Below are 21,949 nucleotides of genomic sequence, written 5' to 3' on the forward strand. Positions count from 1 at the left end.
GTTGGAAGCCCTGACAGAAGCTGTTTTAGAGCAAATCGACACTTTGGGAAAAGATCGGAGATTAGTACAAGCCTTCTTCTACAAAAAGGAGATTGGCTTCTTTACAGGTTAATTCACGCATCAATATTAAGTCCGCGCATAGTATAGGTTACGATGGGGTGTTGGGGAACAAAACAAGTGAGATTTCATAGAAAACAAAAACACGTAATCTGATCGACATAACTAAATCGGTTTTAGCCGGAATGTCCGATATTTGCCCCGCCAAAACTATAGTGGCAGCGGGCCAGTCATGCATAACCGTATGGCTGCGAACGGTGCCTTATGTCTGATGTCTCAAAAAGTAGTTCTTGCCTTCAGCGGAGGATTAGATACCTCCTTCTGCGTTAAATATTTGTCGGAAGACCGGGGAATGGAAGTTCACTCGGTGCTGGTCGACACAGGTGGCTTCTCGGATGCCGAATTGAAGGCAATCGAAGAACGGGCCTATTCGTTGGGCGTGAAGTCGCACGTAACGATCTCCAAAACGGACGATTATTATCAGCAATGCCTGAAATTTCTGGTGTTTGGTAACGTATTGAAGAACAATACGTACCCACTTTGCGTGAGCGCCGAACGGATTTTCCAGGCGATTGCTGCGGCTGAGTATGCTCGTGAAATTGGCGCGTCGGCGATTGCACACGGTAGCACCGGTGCTGGTAATGACCAGGTTCGTTTTGATATGGCGTTCCGGATCATTGCGCCAGAGGCCGAAATCATTACGCCCATCCGTGATCTTCGCCTGTCACGGGAAGCCGAGATTGAATACCTGAAGTCGAAAGGTGTTGAGCAGGAGTGGCACAAAGCGGCTTACTCGATCAACAAGGGTTTGTGGGGAACGTCGGTTGGCGGCAAAGAAACGCTGACGTCTGACCAGTTCTTACCCGAATCAGCCTGGCCAACACAGGTCACAAAGTCGGAGCCCGAAACCATTACGCTGACGTTCCAGCACGGCGAAATCAAAGGCATCGGGGATGAGACGTTCGCGAATCCGGTTGATGCTATCCGTAAACTGACGGAAATTGCCGGACCATTCGGCGTTGGTCGCGACATTCACGTGGGCGATACAATCATCGGTATCAAAGGTCGCGTAGGCTTCGAAGCTCCCGCGCCGTTGATTCTGATCAAAGCGCATCACACGCTCGAAAAGCACGTCCTGACCAAGTGGCAGCTGTACTGGAAAGAGCAACTGGCGAACTGGTACGGCACCATGCTGCACGAAGGCCAGTTCATGGACCCGGTCATGCGCAATATCGAAATCTTCCTGGCCGATACGCAAAGCCACGTTACCGGAAAAGTGCATGTATTGCTAGCTCCGTATCGCTTCCAGGTGTTAGGTATTGAGTCAGACCACGACCTCATGGCGTCGGTGTTCGGTTCATACGGCGAAATGAACAACGCCTGGACCGGCGACGATGTACGCGGCTTCTCGAAAGTAGCGTCGAATCAGGTGATGATTTACGAGAAGATTCGTGAAAGTAATTCTTGATGTTAATCCGTTAGGCATTGGGTTCTACCACCGGCAGGCGCAAACGGGCGTTAGCCGTGTGGTAGACCAATTGCTGACGGGCCTGCAGCAGCGTACCGATGTCAATCTGTCCGTCGCGGCTCCTACGCACCTGGCCGAGAATATGCGTTACGTGCAGAATCGCTTAGGAGGTGCTGCCCCAACGTTCATCAATCGCCCGACGGAGCGGCAATGGGGACGTATCGAAAATGCGTTGCTCACTCCGTTTGCCATAGGCAGCTTACCCTCAAAAATCATTCGGGAGGCTTTCTATCGGACTAGGAAACTGCTGCATACCGACGAAGCCCGATTTGATCCGACCCAGTGGGCGGCTAGCAGCATTTACCACTCGCCGTTTTATCCGATTCCCGAAGCCGTACGGACGAACAAGTCGGTGCGTAAGGTTCAGATGATTCATGACCTGATTCCGATCTTTCACCCGGAATGGTTTCCAACGGGCGACAGTACGGTTCGGGACGTATTGAATACGTTACCACCCGACGCCTATGTGATTACGGCATCAGAAGCCACCAAACAGGATTTCTGTAGCTACACAAAAACTGACCCTGGTCGGGTAACGCCTATTCATCTGGCGGCATCACCCACGCTATTTCATCCGGTTACCGATGAAGCCCAAAAGCAGGCGATCCGGGCGAAATACGGTTTGGTCGATGCGCCCTATCTGCTGAGTCTGGCTACGTTCGAGCCGCGCAAGAATACCGATCACCTCATTCGCTGCTTTGTTCAGTTAGTACAAAGCGGAGAAATACCGGTCGATGTGAAGCTGGTGCTGGTGGGTACGAAAGGCTGGAAGTTCGACAAGATCATGGATGAGCTGTCCCGAAATCAGGCGTTACGGTCTCGTCTGGTCGTGACGGGTTTCGTGCCGAACGAAGAACTGGCTCCGTTGTATTCGGGGGCGCTGGGCTTCGTTTACCCATCCTTATACGAGGGCTTCGGTCTGCCGCCCTTAGAGGCTTTGCAATGCGGGATGCCGGTTATTACATCGACTATTCCAGCGATTGAAGAGGTCGTTGGCGATGCGGCCATCAAGGTGTCACCGACGGATGTAGACGCGCTTTGCCAGGCTATGCTGACTGTTATTACGTCCTCGTCGATAAGAAACAGCCTGTCGGCAAAGGCAGTGGAGCGAGCTTCTTTATTCGCATGGGACAAATTCATTGCCGAACACGTTGCGTTATATAAACGAATACTTTCCTGAATGAAACTGAACATTGGCATCATCGGCGGAGCGGGCTACACAGGTGGCGAACTGCTGCGCATCCTGATTAATCACCCTTTTGTCGACATCGCGTTTGTGCACAGCAATAGCCAGGCAGGTAAACCCGTCTGGGCTACGCATACCGATCTGTTGGGCGATACCGACCTGGTTTTCTCGGTCGAAAATCCTGCTGCGTTGCTGGCTAAAGAAGGACTCGACGCGGTGTTCCTCTGCTCCGGTCACGGTGCTTCCGCAACGTTTATGGCTGAGAATGAGGTGTCGGACGATGTAACGATCATTGATCTGAGCGCCGACTACCGCGACGAGCAGAACGATTTTGTGTATGGTTTACCGGAATTGCAGCGGGAGCGCATTCAGGAGGCTACGCGCATTGCCAATCCGGGCTGTTTTGCCACTACAATTCAACTGGCCTTGCTGCCGTTGGCCAAGGCGGGTAAGCTAACCGATGCCATTCAGGTAAGTGCCATTACGGGAAGTACCGGAGCGGGACAGGCGCTTGTGCCCACAACAGGCTTCACATGGCGGAACAACAACGTATCGATCTACAAAGCGTTTACCCACCAGCACCTTGCTGAAATCCGCCAGAGCTTAACCCGGCTCGATCCTGACTTTACGCACGCCATCAACTTTGTACCATACCGGGGTGATTTCACGCGTGGGATCATGGCGAACGTGTATACACCTTTCGACGGTACGCGAGAAGACGCCAAAGAGTTATACCGGACCTATTACGAAGGGCATCCATTTACGCACCTGAGCGAAACGCCGATAGATGTCAAGCAGGTTGTCAACACAAATAAGTGCTTCCTGCATCTGGAGCTGCACGATGGTCAGCTATTGATTACGAGCGTAATTGATAACCTGACAAAAGGGGCATCGGGGCAGGCTGTGCAAAATATGAATTTGGTGTTCGGCTTACCCGAGGATACGGGATTACGTCTAAAGCCAGTTGCGTTCTAAAAATAATAGAGAAGTGTTGGTGACGCCGTTGAGACGTAACCCTTTACGTTTCATCGGCGTCACCAACACGGGCTATTTGTTAGCCCAGAACTTGCCTTATTCAAGGAACATTCACACTTTTTGCCGTGGGTGTATAAGCTGCAACGGGCTTTTTGAGGGCGATTAGGGTCAAACCTGCCGAAAGCAGCAACGACCCCGCCATAAACAGATAAGAAGCCCCAAAATTACCCATCGTGCCGTTTAAATAGCCTACCAGATACGATCCCAGAAAGGCCCCTAAAGCGCCAAAGCTATTAATCAACGCCATGGCTCCACCCGCTACGTTGCTGGGAAGTACTTCGGGAATGATGGCAAAGAACGGTCCGTAAGGCGCATACATCGCTCCTCCCGCGATAATCAACAGGCCGAACGACAGCCAGAAATGATCGGTTCCTAAAGCGTACGACCCGTAGAAAGCCACAGCGCCGATCACCAGGAACGGCCAGACGAACGCTTTGCGGTGCTGAGTCTTGTCGGAATAATAAGAGGCACTCAACATGCCAATGATTGCCAGGACGTACGGCACTGCCGATAACCAGCCCGTTTTGACGATCGTCATATTCGGGGCTGCGTTCAGGATGGAGGGAAGCCACATCACAAAGCCATACACGCCGATGCTCCAGAACGCATATTGCAGACAAAGCAGGATGACAACGCGGGACCGGAATGCTTCGCTGTAATTTTTGACTGGTTTAATCCCTTGCTGCTCCCGCTCCAATTCGTCGGCTAAGGCTTGCTTTTCGGCTCCAGTTAACCAATCTGCATCCTGCGGTTTATCCTCCACCAGCTTCCACCAGAAATAAGCCCAGATGATGGCCGGGATGCCTTCCAGAATAAACATCCAGCGCCAGCCTACGGCCTGAATCAGATACCCCGACAGGACTGACATCCACAGGATCGTGGCCGGGTTACCCAGAATTAGGAACGTATTGGCCTGCGACCGTTCGGTTTTGGTAAACCACCGGCTCAAAAACAAAAGCATAGCGGGCATAACCGCACTTTCAACCACGCCCAGCATGAAGCGAATGGCGATTAGAATCGTTACGTTACTGATAAGGCCCGTTGCCGTAGCAAGTCCACCCCAGAGAATCAATGACCAGAAGATCAATCGTTTTGCGCTTTGTTTTTGGGCGTAAATAGCCCCCGGTACCTGAAAAAAGAAATACCCCAGAAAGAACAAAGAACTCAGCAGGGAAGACATGGCGGGGGTGATGTGCAGATCATTGGCCATGCCGCTGGCGGCCCCAAAGCCAAAATTAGCCCGATCCAGATAGGCTAAACTGTACGTAATGAAAACGACAGGCAGTAGCCGGTACCAGCGCTTTTTCGCCAACGAACGATTCATAAGAGTAAATTCCGCAATGTGTTCAGGTGATGTTAATCTGTATAAGTCGATTTATGCCCGTAGGCTACTGTTGACCGGTACGAAGCCCCAATGCTACGTTATATAGCGTGAATTATAGATAATAAATAGGCTGAGCGTCAGCAAAATGCTGTTTATCTGTTGATTACTTTAAGATAGATCGGCAGGCGGCCGTTAACGGCCGATGGCAAAGCCAACAGAAAAACTAACGTAACATTTACGCATGAAGCGGATTAGTCCCGCCATCCTTCCGGTTTGAACGGGGTTTGATTATCGCTCAGCAGACAGGGAACCAGCGGGGGACGGTCGTTAAACGGCCACAACCTGACTTTAGGTCTTTCTCGCTCGCCCAGATACGGTGGCGGAGGTTCAGGAGTAGGCCGACGCCTATTCAGGACGTAGAAGAGATCGTCGCCTTCGCTTAGATGAGGACCCGATGGGTCAGTCGCGCCGAACGCTAAGCCCTCGGTATCGGTTCGGTTGAGCCAGTAATGGACCAGCGAACTGGCTGAAGCGGAGAAATAGCCTACTACGCCGACATCTGGATTATCAACCTGCCGTATGTTGCCGATTAGTACGCTGGCTGGCGTGTCGGCCAAGCCGCCCGTTTTCTGCGTTTGATCCTGGAAGAGTTTGTAATACCGATACGCGTCGGGGGATAGCGAGAGCTGACGGATATCAACCAGCGCCGGTTGGGCGTCGTAGAACGGAACCTGCGCTACCCGCTGCTGGATAATCGGGCTGCCATTGAGGAACTTATCATCCAGCACCGTAATGTCGTAGCCATAAAATATGTGCCAGCATGGGGTCTGACATTGGTAATCATAAAGGAAAAACTCTCTGGGAACTTCCGGCGCTTCTTCACCGGCTTTACCCGCCGGAGGGCTGAAGCAGTCATCCAGGCGTTCGGTGCCCGTCACAAAGTAATCCCGGCCTCTGTACATATTAGGCAGCACTTTATAGTAGGAATAGACGCCCTGCAAACAGGTTTTACACCAAAACTGCCGTTCCCAAAGTTTCCACTCCCAGCGGTAATAGTTGTGCTGGCCGGCGGGGTCCTGCGTATCAACGAAGATGTCGTGAGCGGCTGTATAGCCATCGAGTTGCTGTGCTGACAAACTCGTTGGGTTGAACTTAACTGTCACCTTCGCTATTGGCGATACGGGCTGCATCACCTGCTGGGCTGATACGTAGCGGGTGCCGTCGGGGAGGGTGAAGCGCAGCTGATAAGCATGTCCAACCTGCCCTCTGAAATCGCTGGGAAGCTGATACGTACCGTCGATGGTTTCATGGCAACTGACAACCGTAGCCGAATCAACCACAACCGCTACGGTTGCCTTACTGAGCGGGATGGTGCTGAACTGACCCGTGAGCCGATCGGCCTGGGAACGATTCAGCTTAATAAGCTGAGGCTCTACCTGATCGGTAATCAGACCGTCAACGACCAGAATATCATTTGTGCCCTGCGTCGTAAGGTCAATCGGATCGATGCAGGCGAGGGGAAAGATAAGGGCCAGCAGGTAGATCAGCAGGTTTAATGAAGGGCGCATACCGAACGTTTAATATCGACAAGAGAGTGATGACCAGTGTGCATTGTATTCTGCTAATAACGCGTCAGGGCGTGCAGTCTACTTACCAGTTCATAAAAAACCCACCTTCGTTATTAAAGACGGTTACTCATGCCGGTAAAGTTAGTATCCGTACCAATCGCCCCACCACTTTTGCAGGTTACGTCGAATTTCGGCTTCGCGCGCGTTATGACCCGGTTCATACAGCTTTTGCCCTTTCAACTCATCCGGCAGAAAGTTCTGTTGGGCGAAATTACCTTCGTGACTGTGAGCATACTGGTAATTTTTGCCGTACCCGATCTGTTTCATCAGTTTCGTCGGGGCGTTACGTAGGTGCAGCGGTACGGGTAAATGCGCTGTTTTCTCCGCTAAGGCAATAGCCTCGTCAACAGCAGCATAACTCGCGTTACTCTTCGGCGAGGTCGCCAGGTAAACGGCTACCTGCGACAGAATAATCCGGCCTTCCGGCATACCAATGGCTTTAATGGCCTGTACCGCTTCGGAGGCCATAATCATGGCGGTTGGATTGGCGTTGCCAATATCCTCCGACGCCAGGATCAGCATCCGGCGAGCGATAAACACCGGGTCTTCGCCCGCAATGATCATGCGCGCCATCCAGTACAACGCTGCGTTCGGGTCGGAGCCACGTAACGATTTAATGAACGCCGAAATAATGTCGTAATGCTGCTCGCCTGATTTATCGTAACGGGCAATGTTTTGCTGGGCTATTGTTGTTACCAGTTCATCGGTAATCGTCAGCGGATCGGCCGATACATGCGCTGAGGCCACTAACTCCAGCAGATTTAATAATTTGCGGCCGTCGCCACCCGACAGACGCAGCAGTGCATCGTAAGAGTCAACTGTTATCGTTTTCGACCGAAGAAAAGCGTCCTGGGCAATGGCCCGGTCAATGAGTTGAATCAATTCGTCACGGTCGAGGCTCTCCAGAATATATACCTGACAGCGCGACAGCAGGGCACTGTTTACTTCGAACGATGGGTTTTCGGTGGTAGCGCCGATCAGCGTAATCTGTCCCTTCTCAACGGCACCGAGCAGGGCGTCCTGCTGACTTTTGTTGAACCGATGAATCTCGTCGATAAAAACGACGGGCGGAAACATACCGCTGGGCCGATTCAGAACATCCCGAATATCTTTAACGCCCGAATTGATGGCGCTGAGTGCAATGAAAGGGCGCTTAACGGCTTCGGCCAGCAATAAGGCCAGGGTTGTTTTTCCAACACCCGGTGGACCCCATAGAATCATGGATGGCAGCCGACCGGCGTCGACGGCCCGGCGCAGGGCACCGCCCGAACCGATTAATTTCCGTTGTCCAATAACCTCATCGAGCGTGCGCGGGCGAACCCGCTCGGGTAGTGGCGTTGAATCTGTATTCATCAGGCGAAGTTACCGGAACGACGAGTTGTTCGCAACCCGCTTGGTTAACGTAGCTAATTCAAAAAATAAAAAACCGGTAGCTTTGAGAGCTACCGGGCAAAGTCAGGTTTAGGAATAAGCAGTATTAGGTATTAAAGAGAAACGTTTTCTGGGGTAACGTAGCGCTTGAGGTTGCTCATCGCGCCGAAGATCAGGTTATAAACCGATTGAATGTTAATCTGCATGAGGGCCGAAATTTCTTCGTTGCTCATGTTCTGAAAGTAACGCAGATGGACGGCCTCACGCTGGCGACGAGGCAATTTTTCAAGGGCCTGATGCAGGCAGTCGTTCATGTATGAATCTTCCTCGTGCGCAATAAGCAGGTTTTCGTGCGATTGATCCGCTCCTGGCAGTGTATCGCCTACCCGGCGACCGTTGGTGATTTCATCCTGACTAACCAGCTTCTGTTCGGCGGTCAGGTGACGGACCAGCTTCCGCTTGATGGAGGCCATCAGGTAGAACCGTACCGAAGTAGTTGGTCCAATGGTAGTCCGGTGTTTCCACAGCTCAACAAACAAGTCGTGAATGCAATCTTTAATCAGTGCCCGATCCGTTGCGAAATGAGCGCAGTAGTGGTAGAGAGTTTGCACGTAATTCTGATACAACCGAGCGAACGCGTTTTCATCGCCACCACGAAACTGATTCCATAATGTTTCGTCGTCGGGGCCGGTTTGTGTACGAGAGCGAGCCATGAGAGGGTAGGTAAGGGTTGGGAATAGCCTTGAGGTCTGTAAACATATTCATAAAAAATTGAATTAAAAACGGTAGGCAAATAAAATTTTTTATTGGCCTTATTTGATTATTTGAAGGGGGGCGAACGAAAACCGCTTTCCGTCAAATAAACCTTTGTTACTCAATTTTAAATCGGGTATAACTAAGAGGGCCATGAACGATAACGTCATGAACGGAGCGGCCAACGTACTGCCCAGTTCCTGCTTCGTGTATAGGTCGAGGGCCGTATACTGCTCCGCAATCTCGTAGCCGTCGCGGTCAGTCATTAAACCGGCAACCGGTAAGGGAAGCAACTGCGTATCGGGTGTGGTAGTCAGATGCAGGAACTTCCGGCGGCTCATCACTTCCTGATTATTCTGCGGCTGCTGGCCACTTACCGCAGATAATCCGCCGTTTGCTTCGATCACCAAATTAACTGCCCGGCAGATGCTCTCGTCGTCGCAGCCCACCGCGGTGATATTATGCGAGTCGTGCCCAACCGATGAGGCAATTGCGCCCTGGGTTAAGCCGAAGTTTTTGATGAAGCCAATGGCGGGTGGTTCGTCGTGATACCGGTTCACGACGACCAGTTTCAGGATGTCGCGTTCGGGGTCCGGTACGATATAGCCATCCTCTAGTTTAGGTTCCAGATGCAGCTCATTGGTAACAAGTTGCCCGTCGAGGGCTTCGATAACCCGAATCTGCCCTCCGGACTGTCCATCGTAAGTGACCGCAAAGTCGCCTGCTATTTTCGGCGAACAGTTAAATTGATTGACGTGCGCACTCCGCAAATCAGGAATGGCTGACTGACCATGTTCGGCCACCACCTCTCCGTTGATCACTGTTTGCTGTAGGTGAAAATCGAGCAGGTTGTTAATCACAATATAATCAGCGGGGTCGCCTTCGCGCAATAAGCCGATCGGCAGTCGATAGTGTAGAACTGGATTCAGGCAGGCGGCTCGCAGAACGTTCCAGAGCGAGTGCCCTGCGGCAAGGGTACGTAACACTAGCTGGTTGATGTGGCCTTCGGCGAGCGTATCGGGGTGCTTATCGTCGGAGCAGAACATGATCTGTTCCGGAAACTCGGCCAGCAGGGGAATCAGGGCCTCAAAATTGCGGGCGGCACTTCCCTCGCGAATCAGGATACCCATGCCCCGCCGGGCTTTGTCGAGCCCTTCGGCGTACGTAAAACATTCGTGATCGGTACTGATTCCGGCGTCGACGTAGCGCTGGGCATCGTCACCAGTCAGACCGGGCGCATGTCCGTCAATAGGTTTGTTGAACGCCTTAGCCAGCGCAATTTTCAGCATCAGTTCCGGATCCTGATTCAACACGCCCGGAAAGTTCATGACCTCCGCCAGATACCCAATTTCCTTCATCGCTAACAGCTTACGTACGTCGTGGGCGTCGATGGTTGCGCCGGCCGTTTCGAACGGAGTAGCGGGCACGCAGGAAGGCGCACCGAACATGAACTTGAACGGAACCCGTTTGCCTTCTTCGATCATGTACTCGACACCCCGTACGCCTAATACGTTGCCGATTTCGTGCGGGTCGGAAACAGTTCCTACGGTCCCGTGAACAACCGCCAGCCGGGCGAACTGGGGCGGAGTGAGCAGGGAGCTTTCGATATGAACATGGGCGTCGACAAAGCCGGGAAGGATGTACGGTTCGCCGGGCCGTTCCTGCCCTAAACGGTCCAACTGTACAATACGTCCGTTTTCGATGATCAGCGTGCCGTAGAAAATCGTTTGATCGAAGAGATTAAGAATATTTGCCGTTGTCATAGGTCAGATGCGGATAAAAAGATTCCGGCGGTACATCCACCGAAGAATAAGGTAAAAAATAAGTAGCGTGGCAGCGCCGATAAGCAGTGGTTCGTAAGCTAGGCCAAACACCTGAAATGGCCCATGGCCGAGGTGAGTATATAATGAAGTAACGATGAAGCGGTCGATGAGGTGTACCAGACAGTAGATCGCAATGGAGTTCATGCCCACTACGATCAGCGGAAAGGCCCACTTCCGGTAGTTCAGTACGTCGATGAGGTAGTAAAATAGGGCCAGTAAGCCGAAGCACCAGCCTCCGCTGAACAAAACCCAGGCGGGCGTCCAGATGCGTTTAACGACCGGACAGATACCGGCGATGTGCAGCAGGAAACCCGCAACCAGCCCAATGACACCGGCCATTAGCAAGTGTCTCAGTAACCCACGGGGCGTTACGTCTGACCGTAGCCACCAGCCAGCCTGCAGGCCCAGCAGCATCGTGCCGAGCGTTGGGATGAAGCTAAGCGTTGCATATCCACCCCCGTTGTATAAAAACGGGTGTTCTCTGGGAAATAGGTTCAGAAACCACGTATCGAAGGCCCAGGCGAGGTTACTGTTTTTGTTGAAATGCGCCATCAGTCCGGTATAGTGCTCTGGCCAATCGGGCGGAACGCCCACCGACGCGTAGTCAAACGTAGCATCAGGAGCGGGGTACAGAACAAACGCCAGCCAGTATCCGACCAGCACTACGCCTAAAGCGATCCAGGCCGTTCGGGGTCTGGTGTTGCCCAGTAGAAATAGAAAGGGGTAACCCAGGCCGATTTGTGTTAACGTATCTTCAAACGTAAAATAGGTTTGATCGGTGTGCGTTGAGCGGAGAAATATACCCAGCAGAATCAGGATCAGGGACCGCCGAAGCGCACGACCGAACTGCGTGCCGACCGACTGTCCCTGCGTTGCCCGGCTGGCAAGCGAATAGGGCAGCGCAACCCCCACCAGAAACGAAAACGAAGGCTGAATTAAATCGTGCAGCGAACAGCCTGCCCACTCAACGTGGCTTTGATGATACGTTAGAAATGCCCAGAACGGACTGTCCGGAAACGCTTCCTGTAGCTTATGAAACCGCAAAATCTCGGCCGCCATCAGTGTCATCACAAAGCCTCGGTAGGCATCCATCGACATCAGACGGCCAGCCAGGAAGCTGGTGCGCTTTTCGGGTAAAGGAGTAGGCATGTTCGGGTAGGAAAATAGAGGCCAAAACTTGGGATTGACGGTCACTTTCGCAATAGCGTTCGACAAAGTTTTTGCGGCAGGTGGTATATTTCGGCTGAATACGTCTCTTTACAAGAAAAAACATATTTTCTGATGCTTGCCCGTGTGCTGAAAGTTCATCCTGCCGACAATGTTATCGTGGCCTTGCGCGACTTGTCGGCCGGGGAAAAGATTGCGTTTGAGAACGATCTGTATGAGTTGCCGTACGCCGTCGGGGCGAAACATAAATTTGTTACCGAAGATCGCCAGCCGGGCGACCCGATTATCATGTACGGTGTATTGGTTGGGAAGGCTACAAAGCCAATTCGTCGTGGTGAATCCATTACGACGTTTAACCTCAAACATGATGCCGACCGGTACAGCCTCGACAAAAAACAACCATACTCCTGGCAGCCGCCGGATGTGTTGCCCTGGCAGAACCGCCGGTTTATGGGCTATCACCGGGCCGATGGCAGCGTTGGAACGCGTAACTACTGGCTGGTGGTGCCGCTGGTTTTCTGCGAGAATCGGAACGTACTGATCCTGAAAGATGCGTTCGAGCGGGAGCTTGGCTACGCCCAACCCGAAACGTACCGCGAACAGGTGCACGAGCTGTTACATCTGTATCAGGCGGGTGATATTGGCGCGATTAAGAAGATGCAGCCGTTTGTCGATGAATCGCAGAACAAGACATTGACGAACTTAAACCAGCGCCACCAGCACCGGCCGTTCAAAAATATTGACGGAATCAAGTTTCTGACGCACGAAATGGGATGTGGCGGTACCCGGCAGGATTCTGCGTATCTGGGCTCGTTGCTGGCGGGGTTCATTAACAACCCAAACGTAGCGGGGGTAACGGTGTTGAGTCTGGGTTGCCAGCATCTGCAGGCCGATACCATCGAGAAAGAAATCAAGCGTCAGAACCCTAAATTCAACAAACCGCTGCTGATTTATGAACAGCAGAGCGGTACCGAATACGCCCTGATGGCGCAGGCGGTGAAAGAAACGTTTCTGGGGCTAATCGAAATCAACAAGATCGAACGTCAGCCTGCTCCGCTGAGTGCCCTGACTGTTGGTTTGAAATGCGGTGGGTCCGATGGCTTTTCCGGGATTTCGGCGAATCCGGTGCTTGGCCATTTGTCGGACGTATTAGTTGGACTGGGTGGGAAAACGGTGCTGGCGGAATTTCCGGAACTGAACGGGGTGGAGCAGGAGCTGATTAACCGCACGACCGACGTAGCAAAAGCTCAGAAGTTCATTGATCTCATGGGCGGTTACTCGGCCCAGGCCGAAGCAGTGGGCTCCGGGTTTGACATGAACCCATCGCCTGGTAACATAAAAGACGGTTTGATTACTGATGCCATTAAATCGGCAGGGGCCGCCAAAAAAGGCGGTACGGCTCCCGTTGCCGATGTACTCGACTACGCAGAACCTGCCAGAACACCGGGTTTAAGTTTGCTTTGCACGCCCGGCAACGATGTTGAAGCCACAACCGGAATGGCAGGTTCCGGTACGAACGTCATTTTGTTTACTACGGGCCTAGGAACACCCACGGGCAATCCCGTTTGCCCCGTTGTGAAAGTGTCGACAAACACGACGCTCAAAAACCGGATGCCCGATGTGATTGATTTCGACAGCGGCCCCATTATTGACGGCGAGCAAACGATCGAGCAAAACGCCGACGCATTATTGGAGTACATCGTTCGGCTAGCTTCCGGCGAAGAAACGACCCAGGCCGAACGGCTCGGGCAAGATGACTTTATTCCCTGGAAACGCGGGGTATCTTTATAAAGAGTGAACGAGGAAGTCTACAACCGCCTTCTTTCACTCGTTCACTCATTCACTCTTTAGTTATGTTTTCACTTAAAGACAAAACAGCGCTGGTTACGGGGGGAGCCAGCGGAATTGGTCTGGCTATTTCCCGGACGTTTGCCCAGGCTGGCGCAACGGTTCACATTTTAGAAGTCAACGCGGATCTGGCGCAGCAGGTTGCTCAAGAAATTAACGGAAGTGGAGGACAAGCCCAGGTCCATGCCGTGGATGTGTCGGACCAGGCGCAGGTTATTGACACCGTAAACCGCATTGCTGAACAAGGCCGTATTCATATTCTGGTTAACAATGCCGGGGTGTCGCACATCGGTCGGGTAGACACAACGACCGAGGCTGACTTTGACCGGATTTTCCGCATCAATGTAAAAGGTGTATATAACTGTCTGTATGCCGTTATTCCGCACTTTAAAGCAAGCGGGGGAGGGGTAATCTTAAATATGGCGTCGGTAGCCGCTACGCTGGGCTTATCGGATCGATTTGCTTATTCCATGAGCAAAGGCGCGGTGTTGACCATGACGCTTTCGGTGGCCAAAGATTACTTAAACGATAACATCCGCTGCAACTGCATATCACCCGCTCGGGTGCACACACCGTTTGTGGATGGATTTATCGCCAAGAACTATCCGGGTAAAGAAGCTGAAATGTTCGAGAAGCTATCTAAAACCCAGCCGATTGGCCGTATGGCTAAGCCCGAAGAGGTTGGAGCTCTAGCATTGTATCTGTGCTCCGACGAAGCCGGATTTGTAACCGGTTGCGATTATCCGTTGGATGGCGGATTTACGCGGTTGAATTCATAGCAGTAATCGGAGATGTCGGCTATGAGTACCCAACATCTCCGATTGCCGAATCATTTCTTACTCAAGAGCAGGGCATCCGCGTCGCGGAAAACGCCGAAGTAAATATCGGGTAAGCCATCTTTGTTAAGGTCGGCAACTTCTACCGCGATTGCTTCTTTACCAGCACCTTCCGGGAGAAGTTGCTTTGTCTGCTCGGTAAACACGCCTTTCCCGTCGTTCAGCAGTGCCTGCGGACCCGCGCCAAATACGTTGGCCAGGATGAGGTCGAGGTCTTTGTCGTTGTCCAGATCAACAAACTGCGCGTCGGCGGTATTGAGGTTGTTGACAGCCTGATAACGCCGTGCGGTTTCGTCGATGAACACGCCTTTGCCGTTGTTAATCAGCAAGCGATTAGCCGGGTTTTTGGTCTTTCGGAAGTTGACGTTCGAGAAATGAATATCCAGATCCCCGTCGTTGTCAACATCCGCCAAATCGACTTTCCGAGTCTCTTCAGCACCAGCCTGAATCGGTAAGCGCCCTGCTGTGGCATTGGTAAATATACCTTTCCCGTTGTTCAGATACAGCTTGTTGTCGTCTTCATTACCGAAAATCAGATCCAGGTCGCCGTCTTTGTCAATGTCGGCTGCTTCAACGTCCTGCGTTACGTCCTTGTCTTCCGGTAAACGGGCAGCGGTTTCATTCGTAAACTTTCCCTTGCCATCATTCGCCAGAAAATAGTCCTGCCCATCATTACCCATGATCAGGTCGAGGTCGCCGTCCTTATCGAAATCACCCGCTACGACCGCATTGCTGATGCACTGAACCGGAAACTGATCACTAACGTCTTTAAAGACGCCCTTACCGTCGTTGAGGTGGTACTCGTGTACTTTATCGTCTTCACTCACGAAAATGATGTCGGTATCGCCATCGCGGTCAAAATCACCGAGTGCAATGTCTTCGTGATCATGGTTTTTGGCCGTCAGCCGTCCCGCGGTGCCATTCGTGAATACGCCTTTTCCGTCGTTGATGAGGATTACGTTCGGGCGGAATTCGGAAGCAATAATTAAGTCGAGGTCGCCGTCGTTGTCGATATCTAATGGCTCAACATCCATGGAGTTGCTGATGAGGTCGAGCAGGGGCAGGTTGGTTTGCGTAACGTCGGCGAACTGAACCGGTTTTGGGGCCGAACTGGTCAACGCTACACTGAAGGCGGCTACCGTTAGCCAATGAACCGAATGTTTCATGCGATCAAATTTTGCAAAGTTTATTGAAATCTGAATTCGACCTTTTGTCAAAAACTGCTTTTGTTCGGTCAGCCCGTCGGATAGTTTCGTTGCGTATTACGTATATGCCATGGTTCACTTCAAGCCCGCCCACGACGCACTCTTTATCAGCAGTTCCCGACCCGACGGAAGCAAAGCCGTTTTCTCGCGCCTGCACGCCTTTCAGCGAGTAGACACCGATTCGCCCACGGTGTCGATTAAGTACGTCATGCAGGGCCTGGAGAACTACCGCGTAAATCGGCATACCCATCGGGTGAAGGATGGTGAATTTTTGGTCGTGAACCAGACGCAATCGCTGGAAATAGACTTTGCGTCGCAGCAGGCCGTGCTGGGGCTGTGTCTGTACGTAAATGAGCAAATCGTGAACGATGTATACCGAAATATGACGGGCGACGATGGCCGTTTGCTGGATAACCCGGTCTCGCCGTCGTGCCGGGGATTTGATTTTTACGAATCCGTCTGCTCCGTGCATGACGATACGTTAGGGCAATTCCTGGAACACCTCGCTTGTCGTACGAATCTGCAAACCGGCCAAATCACGATGGATAGCGACGAACTGTATTACCAGACCGCCGAAGGGCTGCTGCGGTCGCAATTACGTATTGCCGGTGCCATCAATCGAATGTCGGCCCAGCAGGTTAGCACACGTACCGAGTTGTTTCGACGCGTAAACCTGGCCAAGCGGATGATAGATGCTGACGTACAGGCTAACTGGACCGTGGCCGAACTGGCTTCACAGGCTGCTTTGTCGGAGTTTCATTTTTTTCGCTCGTTTAAGCAGGCGTTTGGCGTGTCGCCCCGTCAGTATCTCATTCAGAAGCGACTCCAACAATCGGCAAGTCTGTTGAAAACCAGGCAATACGCCATTGCCGACGTAGCGTTTTTGACGGGCTTCTCCGACGTATTTGCGTTTAGCAAGGCGTTCAAAAAAGCGTACCTAACGACGCCAGCGGCTTATCGAACAGAATAGCAGGTTTTGACAAAGGTCACTGGTAGCTATGCACCTAGTTTTGCCTGAACGACTTTCGGAGGGGGGAGTCCGGAAGCGAGCAAAGTAGATTTGACAAGTAAACATTATGAAACGTATTAATGTAATTGTTCAGGTTTTGCTCCTAACAGGCACGATTCACCTGGCGACGGGGCAGCACCTTAAAAAGCGCGGAGTCATTGGGGTTGTCCCCGCTCCGGTCAGCGAAACCATCGCTAAATACGTCGGTTTGCCGAAAGCGGAAGGCGTGCTGGTACAGCAAATTGTTCCAAACACAACAGCGTCCCAGATCGGTATTCAGGAGAAGGACATCATCACCAGCGTAAACGGCGTATCCATCAAAGGCCCGCAGGAACTCGTCGCGTTCTCGCAGAAGCTGACCGAAGGTGATCCGGTCAAGGTTGTGCTTATTCGTAACAGGCTGGAGAAGATTGCGTCGGGTAACGTAAAGGCGCGGGCCAATGAAGTAGCACCCGATTTAGAAATGGTGTACGATGAGTTTCCGTTTCAGAGTGGCTACATCCGTGCTATGGTGAAGCGCCCGAAAGGCTCGGAGGGCAAGAAAATGCCGGTGGTCTATTTTATTCAGGGAGCGTCCTGCATGACCATGGGGTACCTGCCGCCGGTTGATCCCTACCGCATGGCTACCGATCAGTTGGCGCGGAAAGGGTATGCCGTGTATATGGTCGAAAAACCCGGTATGGGCGATTGCGACGGCACGCAACCCTGCGCCGAAATTGGTTTCAATACGGAACTGTCGGCGTTTCAGAAGGGATACGATAAGTTAATGACGTATGATTGGGTCGACAAAAACAACGTATTTCTGTTCGGGCATTCGCTGGGTGGCATTGTCGCTCCGTTGCTGGCTGAGCAGTACAAACCAACGGGCGTGGTTGTTTATGGTACCGTTGTCCGTACCTGGCACGATTACCTGCTCGACGTATTACGTGACCAGAAAACGCTGGAAGGCGCCGATTTCGCCACCGTAGAAGACGACTTGCGAGCCTTTCGCGAACCGATGTACCAGTACTTCTACGGGAAAAAGTCACCGCAGGAATTGGTGAAAGTTAATCCGGCCGTGGCGCAGCAGTTCGACAATATGTTTGGTTACGACGGGAAGAACTCCCTGATCGGGCGGCACTATACGTTCTGGCAGGAGTTGAACGATAAGAATCTGTATGCGGCCTGGAAAAATACGTCGGCTCCGGTCTTGGCGATATATGGTGAGGCTGACGTAGCGGCTCTGAAACCCGATGACCATATCCAGATTGCCAACATCGTGAATCGATACCATCCCGGAAACGGCGAGTATTACTTTCTGCCTAAAACCGATCATATATTCGTTGAATCGGGCACGATGCAGGCGTATCTGAAGGTGAAAGATGCGCCCGAGTACGGTCAGTTACTCCGCGACAAATTCAATACGAAGCTGATTGAGAAGCTCGACGCGTGGATGAAACAAAAAAGTAGTAAGAGTTAACGGATATAGCTAGAGAGGGTACTGTTCGGCCGTCTGGTCATCAACGTAACGTCTACGCTGATGACCAGACGGCTTTAGTTTAGAGCAGGAGATTCGCTAACAAAACCAGTCAATTGTTGGGCTTATGGTTAAAAACCTACGTACTTGCTCTTTTCTTGAAAACCTGATATTGATTACATGAAACTTTTCCGCTTCGGCCAGCCCGGCCATGAACACCCCGGAGTCGTTCTGTCCACTGGTCAATCTGTCGACGTAACGCATTTCGGTGAGGATTACGACGAATCATTTTTTGCTTCAAATGGCCCCGAACGGCTCCGGCATTGGCTGGAAAGTCATGCGCAGAATTGCCCTGAAGTATCGCCCGAGGAGCGTTTTGGACCGTGCATAAAACGCCCATCCAAGATTGTGTGTGTAGGGCTGAACTACGCCAAACACGCAGCCGAAACGGGTGCTCAACCACCAGCCGAACCTATTTTATTCTTTAAATCGACAACGGCCCTGTGCGGCCCGAACGACGACGTAATCATTCCGAAGCGCTCAGAGAAAACCGACTGGGAGGTTGAGCTAGCCATCGTCATTGGGAAAAAAGCTACGTATGTAGAACTCGACGAGGCCATGGAGTATATCGTCGGCTATGCCGTGCATAACGATTACAGCGAGCGGGCGTTTCAGTTGGAGCGCGGTGGGCAATGGGTGAAAGGGAAGAGCGCCGATACGTTCGCTCCGCTAGGCCCCTATCTGGTGACGAAAGACGAAATCCCAAATCCGAACGCGCTGCGGCTGTGGCTGGATCTTAACGGCGAACATCTGCAGGATTCGAACACGGACGATATGATCTTCAACGTACCGACGCTCGTTAGCTACATCAGTCAGTTTATGACCCTGCTGCCTGGCGATGTGATTTCAACCGGTACGCCAGCGGGCGTAGGTATGGGGCTAAATCCGCAGCGTTTCCTGCAACCCGCTGATGTAGTTGAGCTTGGTATCGAGGGCTTAGGCCAACAGCGGCAAACAGCAAAGTCCTATAGCCGGGATTAATATGATTATAAATGATTAACAGGATTTTGTCTTTTAGTCGCTACTAACAAAATCTTATGAATCTATCTAATCCAGCAAATCCCGGTTATGACAATTGACGCGCACCAGCATTTCTGGCATTTTGACCCCGTCCGTGATACCTGGATTACGGACGATATGGCCGTGATCCAGCGTGATTTCCTGCCTGCGGATCTGGAGCCGGTACTAAAAGAGAATGGTGTAGACGGCTGCGTGGCGGTTCAGGCTGCGCAGTCAGAGGCTGAAACGCTGTTTTTGGTAAGCATGGCCCAGAACTACGATATTGTGAAAGGTGTCGTCGGCTGGGTCGATTTACAATCAGAACAGATCTATGAACGGCTGGAGGTATTGTCGCAGTTTGAAGAAATCAAAGGATTCCGGCACGTAGCACAGGCTGAACCCGACGATTTTCTGATGCGTCCAGCAGTTATCAAAGGAATCCGTCAGTTAGCCGCCTTTGATCTGACGTATGATATTCTGATCTACCCAAATCAGCTCAAAGCCGCTATGCACCTGGTACGTGCCGTGCCCGAGGTCAACTTTGTGATCGACCATCTGGCTAAGCCTTACGTCAAAAAGAAGGAGATTAGCCGCTGGTCGAACTTCATGACGGAGATTGCAAAGAACAAAAATGTGTCTTGCAAGCTATCCGGCATGGTTACCGAAGCCGATTGGCAGGACTGGGGTAAAAAAGATTTCTTTCCGTATCTGGACGTAGTGTTCGAGCATTTCGGTCCCGACCGGTTGATGTTTGGCTCAGACTGGCCCGTGTGCCTGGTTGCTGCCAACTATACGCAGGTCAAAACCATTGTTGAGGAGTACGTAAGTACCTGGGGCGACGAAGCGCGGGAAAAAGTCTTTGGCGCTACTGCAATGGCGTTTTATAACTTAACGTAAGTTATGGACAGTTTTCGGGTTAACTGATTGGTATTCGCAATACTAAAATAATATTTTTTGTCGTCCCGAGGTACCTTCTGTCACCAGAGGGAATATCGGCTTCAGCCGAAGATTCCTCGTGCCTCGGGATAACAAAATTTGATGTCAAAAACGCCAGCCCATTCTACTTCAACTTGTTCTCAAGCAGCATAATGCCCGTACCGGGTTTGCGCCATTGTACCATCAGGTCCATATACTTCGGGCTGAGAGCCCGGAAGAACGAACCTAACAGAATATCCTCATCGCCATCCTGATCAACATCGCCAGCCTCCAGTCGTAGCCAGCGCCCATGGTCGGCCATCGGGAACGTGCGGGCGCTGAAGGTTAGCTTTCCTTTGTTCTCAAAGTAAATAAAGCTCTCGTTCGGGTGGTGCGTAAAATCCGGGAATTGAGCAATAGCGGCAATGTCAAAATCCCCATCCTGATCGAAGTCGCGAACCACTGTCTGGGTGGCACCGTACATCGGGTAGAACCAGGCTTGTTTAAATCGAAAACGTCCGTCGTTCAAAAAGATACGAATGCCGTGGTAGGGCTTGAGCACAATAGAATAGTCGGCGTTGTCGCCATTGGCGTACACAACATCCTGATCACCATCGTTGTCTATATCCGTCAACTCAAGGTAACTCGACCCGTAGACCGGTGGGAAACGGAGTACGGTTTCTTTCCGGAAAGAGCCGTTCCGCTGGTTATAATAGACCGCAACCTGTTCGTTTCCCTGCGTTAAAAGGGCTACCACATCGGGCCACTGATCGTTATTAAGATCCCGCACCAGCGCAACACGTGCGCCGGGAGCCGCATCGAGCACATGCTCAGTATAACCCTGGGCCGTTTTTTCGAACCAGCTTAGCTTACCCAGATAATTGCCAAACTGACAAATTACTACGTCTTCCTGGCCATCGCGATTCAGGTCTGCTGGTATTGCGCTAACGGGGCGCTGCAACTGCCTGATCTGTGGCGTTGGCGTTTTACTGGTTGAGGTCAGCCGGTCCCAGCTTCCGGCCTGCTTGTCATTTGGATTCAGAACGCCCACCGACAATACGTCCATCCGCCCGTCCGGATGCTTGTAAAGGTCCGTAGCGGGACTGTCGAGGCTGACCGAGTCAATACGTTCGAGCTTCTGGTTCAGGGCGTATAAATGCGCGTTGGCGTCACCCGCCCAGATACGCCCCGCCAGCGAATCATACCGAAGCAGCGTAACCATACCATTAATGGCCTGAGTCGACTGCCGGGCCTGAAACAAGGGCAACCCAGTCCGAACGGCCTTATGAGCTACCTGAGCGGGCAGTTTATCGGGGGCTTTTTCGATGTAATAACTGACGATTTTCTGCCAATCCAACTCGTGCAGCGTTGGCCGTTCCGGAAAAATGTTGGCTTCGATAATCCGGGTCATTTCACCCGTATCGGTAAAATTGCCGAGTACACTCACCTGCTGAGCCGACTGCCCCATCCGGAGCGCCATCTGCGGCAAAACCCCGTGTTTCCAGGTGGCTTTGTCCAGCAGGGACGGGTCGGGGGCGAGGTGACAATTCCCGCAGTACGTTTGACTAAGTTGCTGACCCGTTAATTGAGTGGGTTCAGGCAGGGCAGGAGCCGACGTAGTTTCCGTTGAAGAGGACGACTGACAGGCCGCAAACAGCAATGAACTATACGTAATAAAAAACGCTGACCGAACGAAACGCATACTGGACTCTTTTCACAAATATACCACAAAGCTGACGATGCATTTAG

The 21,949-nt window shown here is 52.0% G+C and carries 17 protein-coding genes; 9 read left to right on the top strand and 8 right to left on the bottom strand.

Translation table 11 applies throughout. The features are described from left to right. Window positions 1-328 precede the first annotated feature (328 nt). From ACYVBJ_RS27165 to argC, 3 genes are read left to right on the top strand one after another with little or no spacing between them, the layout of a single operon-like run. A complete protein-coding gene (locus ACYVBJ_RS27165; RefSeq protein ID WP_460985438.1) occupies window positions 329-1,525 on the top strand; it encodes an argininosuccinate synthase in 1,197 nt (398 codons plus the stop codon). After that, complete coding sequence (locus ACYVBJ_RS27170; RefSeq protein WP_460985439.1) at window positions 1,509-2,765, top strand: glycosyltransferase family 4 protein; 1,257 nt, start codon at window positions 1,509-1,511, stop codon at window positions 2,763-2,765. Before ACYVBJ_RS27165 ends, ACYVBJ_RS27170 begins: the two co-directional genes overlap by 17 nt. After that, window positions 2,766-3,746, top strand: coding sequence for an N-acetyl-gamma-glutamyl-phosphate reductase (gene argC / locus ACYVBJ_RS27175; protein ID WP_460985440.1), 981 nt, complete (start codon window positions 2,766-2,768; stop codon window positions 3,744-3,746). It begins immediately after the preceding gene. 100 nt (window positions 3,747-3,846) lie between these two features. Here the strand turns inward: argC and ACYVBJ_RS27180 are convergent, their stop codons facing one another. The 6 genes from ACYVBJ_RS27180 to ACYVBJ_RS27205 all read right to left on the bottom strand — a co-directional run bounded on the left by ACYVBJ_RS27180 (window position 3,847) and on the right by ACYVBJ_RS27205 (window position 11,854). Then, a complete protein-coding gene (locus tag ACYVBJ_RS27180; protein WP_460985441.1) occupies window positions 3,847-5,130 on the bottom strand; it encodes an MFS transporter in 1,284 nt (427 codons plus the stop codon). A 251-nt stretch (window positions 5,131-5,381) separates the two neighbouring features. After that, window positions 5,382-6,698 carry a DUF4249 domain-containing protein gene (locus ACYVBJ_RS27185; protein WP_460985442.1) on the bottom strand — a complete coding sequence of 439 codons (1,317 nt, stop codon included), beginning with the start codon at window positions 6,696-6,698 and terminating at the stop codon, window positions 5,382-5,384. Between the two features lie 141 nt (window positions 6,699-6,839). After that, window positions 6,840-8,111, bottom strand: coding sequence for a replication-associated recombination protein A (locus ACYVBJ_RS27190; protein ID WP_460985443.1), 1,272 nt, complete (start codon window positions 8,109-8,111; stop codon window positions 6,840-6,842). A 131-nt stretch (window positions 8,112-8,242) separates the two neighbouring features. After that, window positions 8,243-8,842, bottom strand: coding sequence for an RNA polymerase sigma factor (locus ACYVBJ_RS27195; protein WP_460985444.1), 600 nt, complete (start codon window positions 8,840-8,842; stop codon window positions 8,243-8,245). Between the two features lie 99 nt (window positions 8,843-8,941). Further along, window positions 8,942-10,645, bottom strand: a complete 1,704-nt coding sequence (ade, locus tag ACYVBJ_RS27200; protein WP_460985445.1) for an adenine deaminase — start codon at window positions 10,643-10,645, stop codon at window positions 8,942-8,944. Window positions 10,646-10,648: 3 nt separating this feature from the next. Continuing rightward, a complete protein-coding gene (locus tag ACYVBJ_RS27205; protein ID WP_460985446.1) occupies window positions 10,649-11,854 on the bottom strand; it encodes an acyltransferase family protein in 1,206 nt (401 codons plus the stop codon). Window positions 11,855-11,986: 132 nt separating this feature from the next. Between ACYVBJ_RS27205 and ACYVBJ_RS27210 the strand changes: the two genes are divergently transcribed. Together ACYVBJ_RS27210 and ACYVBJ_RS27215 are read left to right on the top strand one after the other, a co-directional pair. After that, window positions 11,987-13,663, top strand: coding sequence for a UxaA family hydrolase (locus tag ACYVBJ_RS27210; protein WP_460985447.1), 1,677 nt, complete (start codon window positions 11,987-11,989; stop codon window positions 13,661-13,663). Between the two features lie 62 nt (window positions 13,664-13,725). Continuing rightward, on the top strand, window positions 13,726-14,499 hold the full coding sequence (locus tag ACYVBJ_RS27215; protein ID WP_460985448.1) for an SDR family NAD(P)-dependent oxidoreductase: 774 nt from the start codon (window positions 13,726-13,728) through the stop codon (window positions 14,497-14,499). A gap of 50 nt (window positions 14,500-14,549) precedes the next feature. On the opposite strand, the gene ACYVBJ_RS27220 is transcribed toward ACYVBJ_RS27215, so the two are convergent. Next, a complete protein-coding gene (locus ACYVBJ_RS27220) occupies window positions 14,550-15,722 on the bottom strand; it encodes an FG-GAP repeat domain-containing protein (protein ID WP_460985449.1) in 1,173 nt (390 codons plus the stop codon). Between the two features lie 109 nt (window positions 15,723-15,831). On the opposite strand from ACYVBJ_RS27220, the gene ACYVBJ_RS27225 reads away from it, so the two are divergent. The 4 genes from ACYVBJ_RS27225 to ACYVBJ_RS27240 all read left to right on the top strand — a co-directional run bounded on the left by ACYVBJ_RS27225 (window position 15,832) and on the right by ACYVBJ_RS27240 (window position 20,182). Further along, complete coding sequence (locus ACYVBJ_RS27225; RefSeq protein ID WP_460985450.1) at window positions 15,832-16,731, top strand: AraC family transcriptional regulator; 900 nt, start codon at window positions 15,832-15,834, stop codon at window positions 16,729-16,731. 106 nt (window positions 16,732-16,837) lie between these two features. Continuing rightward, on the top strand, window positions 16,838-18,229 hold the full coding sequence (locus ACYVBJ_RS27230; protein WP_460985451.1) for an alpha/beta hydrolase: 1,392 nt from the start codon (window positions 16,838-16,840) through the stop codon (window positions 18,227-18,229). A 177-nt stretch (window positions 18,230-18,406) separates the two neighbouring features. Then, window positions 18,407-19,267 (top strand): fumarylacetoacetate hydrolase family protein, encoded by an 861-nt coding sequence (locus tag ACYVBJ_RS27235; RefSeq protein ID WP_460985452.1) that lies wholly within the window; start codon window positions 18,407-18,409, stop codon window positions 19,265-19,267. 87 nt (window positions 19,268-19,354) lie between these two features. Then, window positions 19,355-20,182, top strand: coding sequence for an amidohydrolase family protein (locus tag ACYVBJ_RS27240; protein WP_460985453.1), 828 nt, complete (start codon window positions 19,355-19,357; stop codon window positions 20,180-20,182). Window positions 20,183-20,345: 163 nt separating this feature from the next. Here ACYVBJ_RS27240 and ACYVBJ_RS27245 read toward each other — a convergent pair whose 3' ends face one another. After that, on the bottom strand, window positions 20,346-21,902 hold the full coding sequence (locus tag ACYVBJ_RS27245) for an FG-GAP repeat domain-containing protein (protein WP_460985454.1): 1,557 nt from the start codon (window positions 21,900-21,902) through the stop codon (window positions 20,346-20,348). Window positions 21,903-21,949: the final 47 nt, after the last annotated feature.

It is taken from the genome of Spirosoma fluminis (genome assembly GCF_054778895.1).

Coding starts and splice junctions, on each gene's coding strand:
- ACYVBJ_RS27165 (WP_460985438.1), top strand. CDS start 329: ATGTCTCAAAAAGTAGTTCTTGCCTTCAGCGGAGGATTAGATACCTCC.
- argC (WP_460985440.1), top strand. CDS start 2,766: ATGAAACTGAACATTGGCATCATCGGCGGAGCGGGCTACACAGGTGGC.
- ACYVBJ_RS27180 (WP_460985441.1), bottom strand. CDS start 5,130: ATGAATCGTTCGTTGGCGAAAAAGCGCTGGTACCGGCTACTGCCTGTC.
- ACYVBJ_RS27185 (WP_460985442.1), bottom strand. CDS start 6,698: ATGCGCCCTTCATTAAACCTGCTGATCTACCTGCTGGCCCTTATCTTT.
- ACYVBJ_RS27190 (WP_460985443.1), bottom strand. CDS start 8,111: ATGAATACAGATTCAACGCCACTACCCGAGCGGGTTCGCCCGCGCACG.
- ACYVBJ_RS27195 (WP_460985444.1), bottom strand. CDS start 8,842: ATGGCTCGCTCTCGTACACAAACCGGCCCCGACGACGAAACATTATGG.
- ade (WP_460985445.1), bottom strand. CDS start 10,645: ATGACAACGGCAAATATTCTTAATCTCTTCGATCAAACGATTTTCTAC.
- ACYVBJ_RS27205 (WP_460985446.1), bottom strand. CDS start 11,854: ATGCCTACTCCTTTACCCGAAAAGCGCACCAGCTTCCTGGCTGGCCGT.
- ACYVBJ_RS27210 (WP_460985447.1), top strand. CDS start 11,987: ATGCTTGCCCGTGTGCTGAAAGTTCATCCTGCCGACAATGTTATCGTG.
- ACYVBJ_RS27215 (WP_460985448.1), top strand. CDS start 13,726: ATGTTTTCACTTAAAGACAAAACAGCGCTGGTTACGGGGGGAGCCAGC.
- ACYVBJ_RS27220 (WP_460985449.1), bottom strand. CDS start 15,722: ATGAAACATTCGGTTCATTGGCTAACGGTAGCCGCCTTCAGTGTAGCG.
- ACYVBJ_RS27225 (WP_460985450.1), top strand. CDS start 15,832: ATGGTTCACTTCAAGCCCGCCCACGACGCACTCTTTATCAGCAGTTCC.
- ACYVBJ_RS27230 (WP_460985451.1), top strand. CDS start 16,838: ATGAAACGTATTAATGTAATTGTTCAGGTTTTGCTCCTAACAGGCACG.
- ACYVBJ_RS27235 (WP_460985452.1), top strand. CDS start 18,407: ATGAAACTTTTCCGCTTCGGCCAGCCCGGCCATGAACACCCCGGAGTC.
- ACYVBJ_RS27240 (WP_460985453.1), top strand. CDS start 19,355: ATGACAATTGACGCGCACCAGCATTTCTGGCATTTTGACCCCGTCCGT.
- ACYVBJ_RS27245 (WP_460985454.1), bottom strand. CDS start 21,902: ATGCGTTTCGTTCGGTCAGCGTTTTTTATTACGTATAGTTCATTGCTG.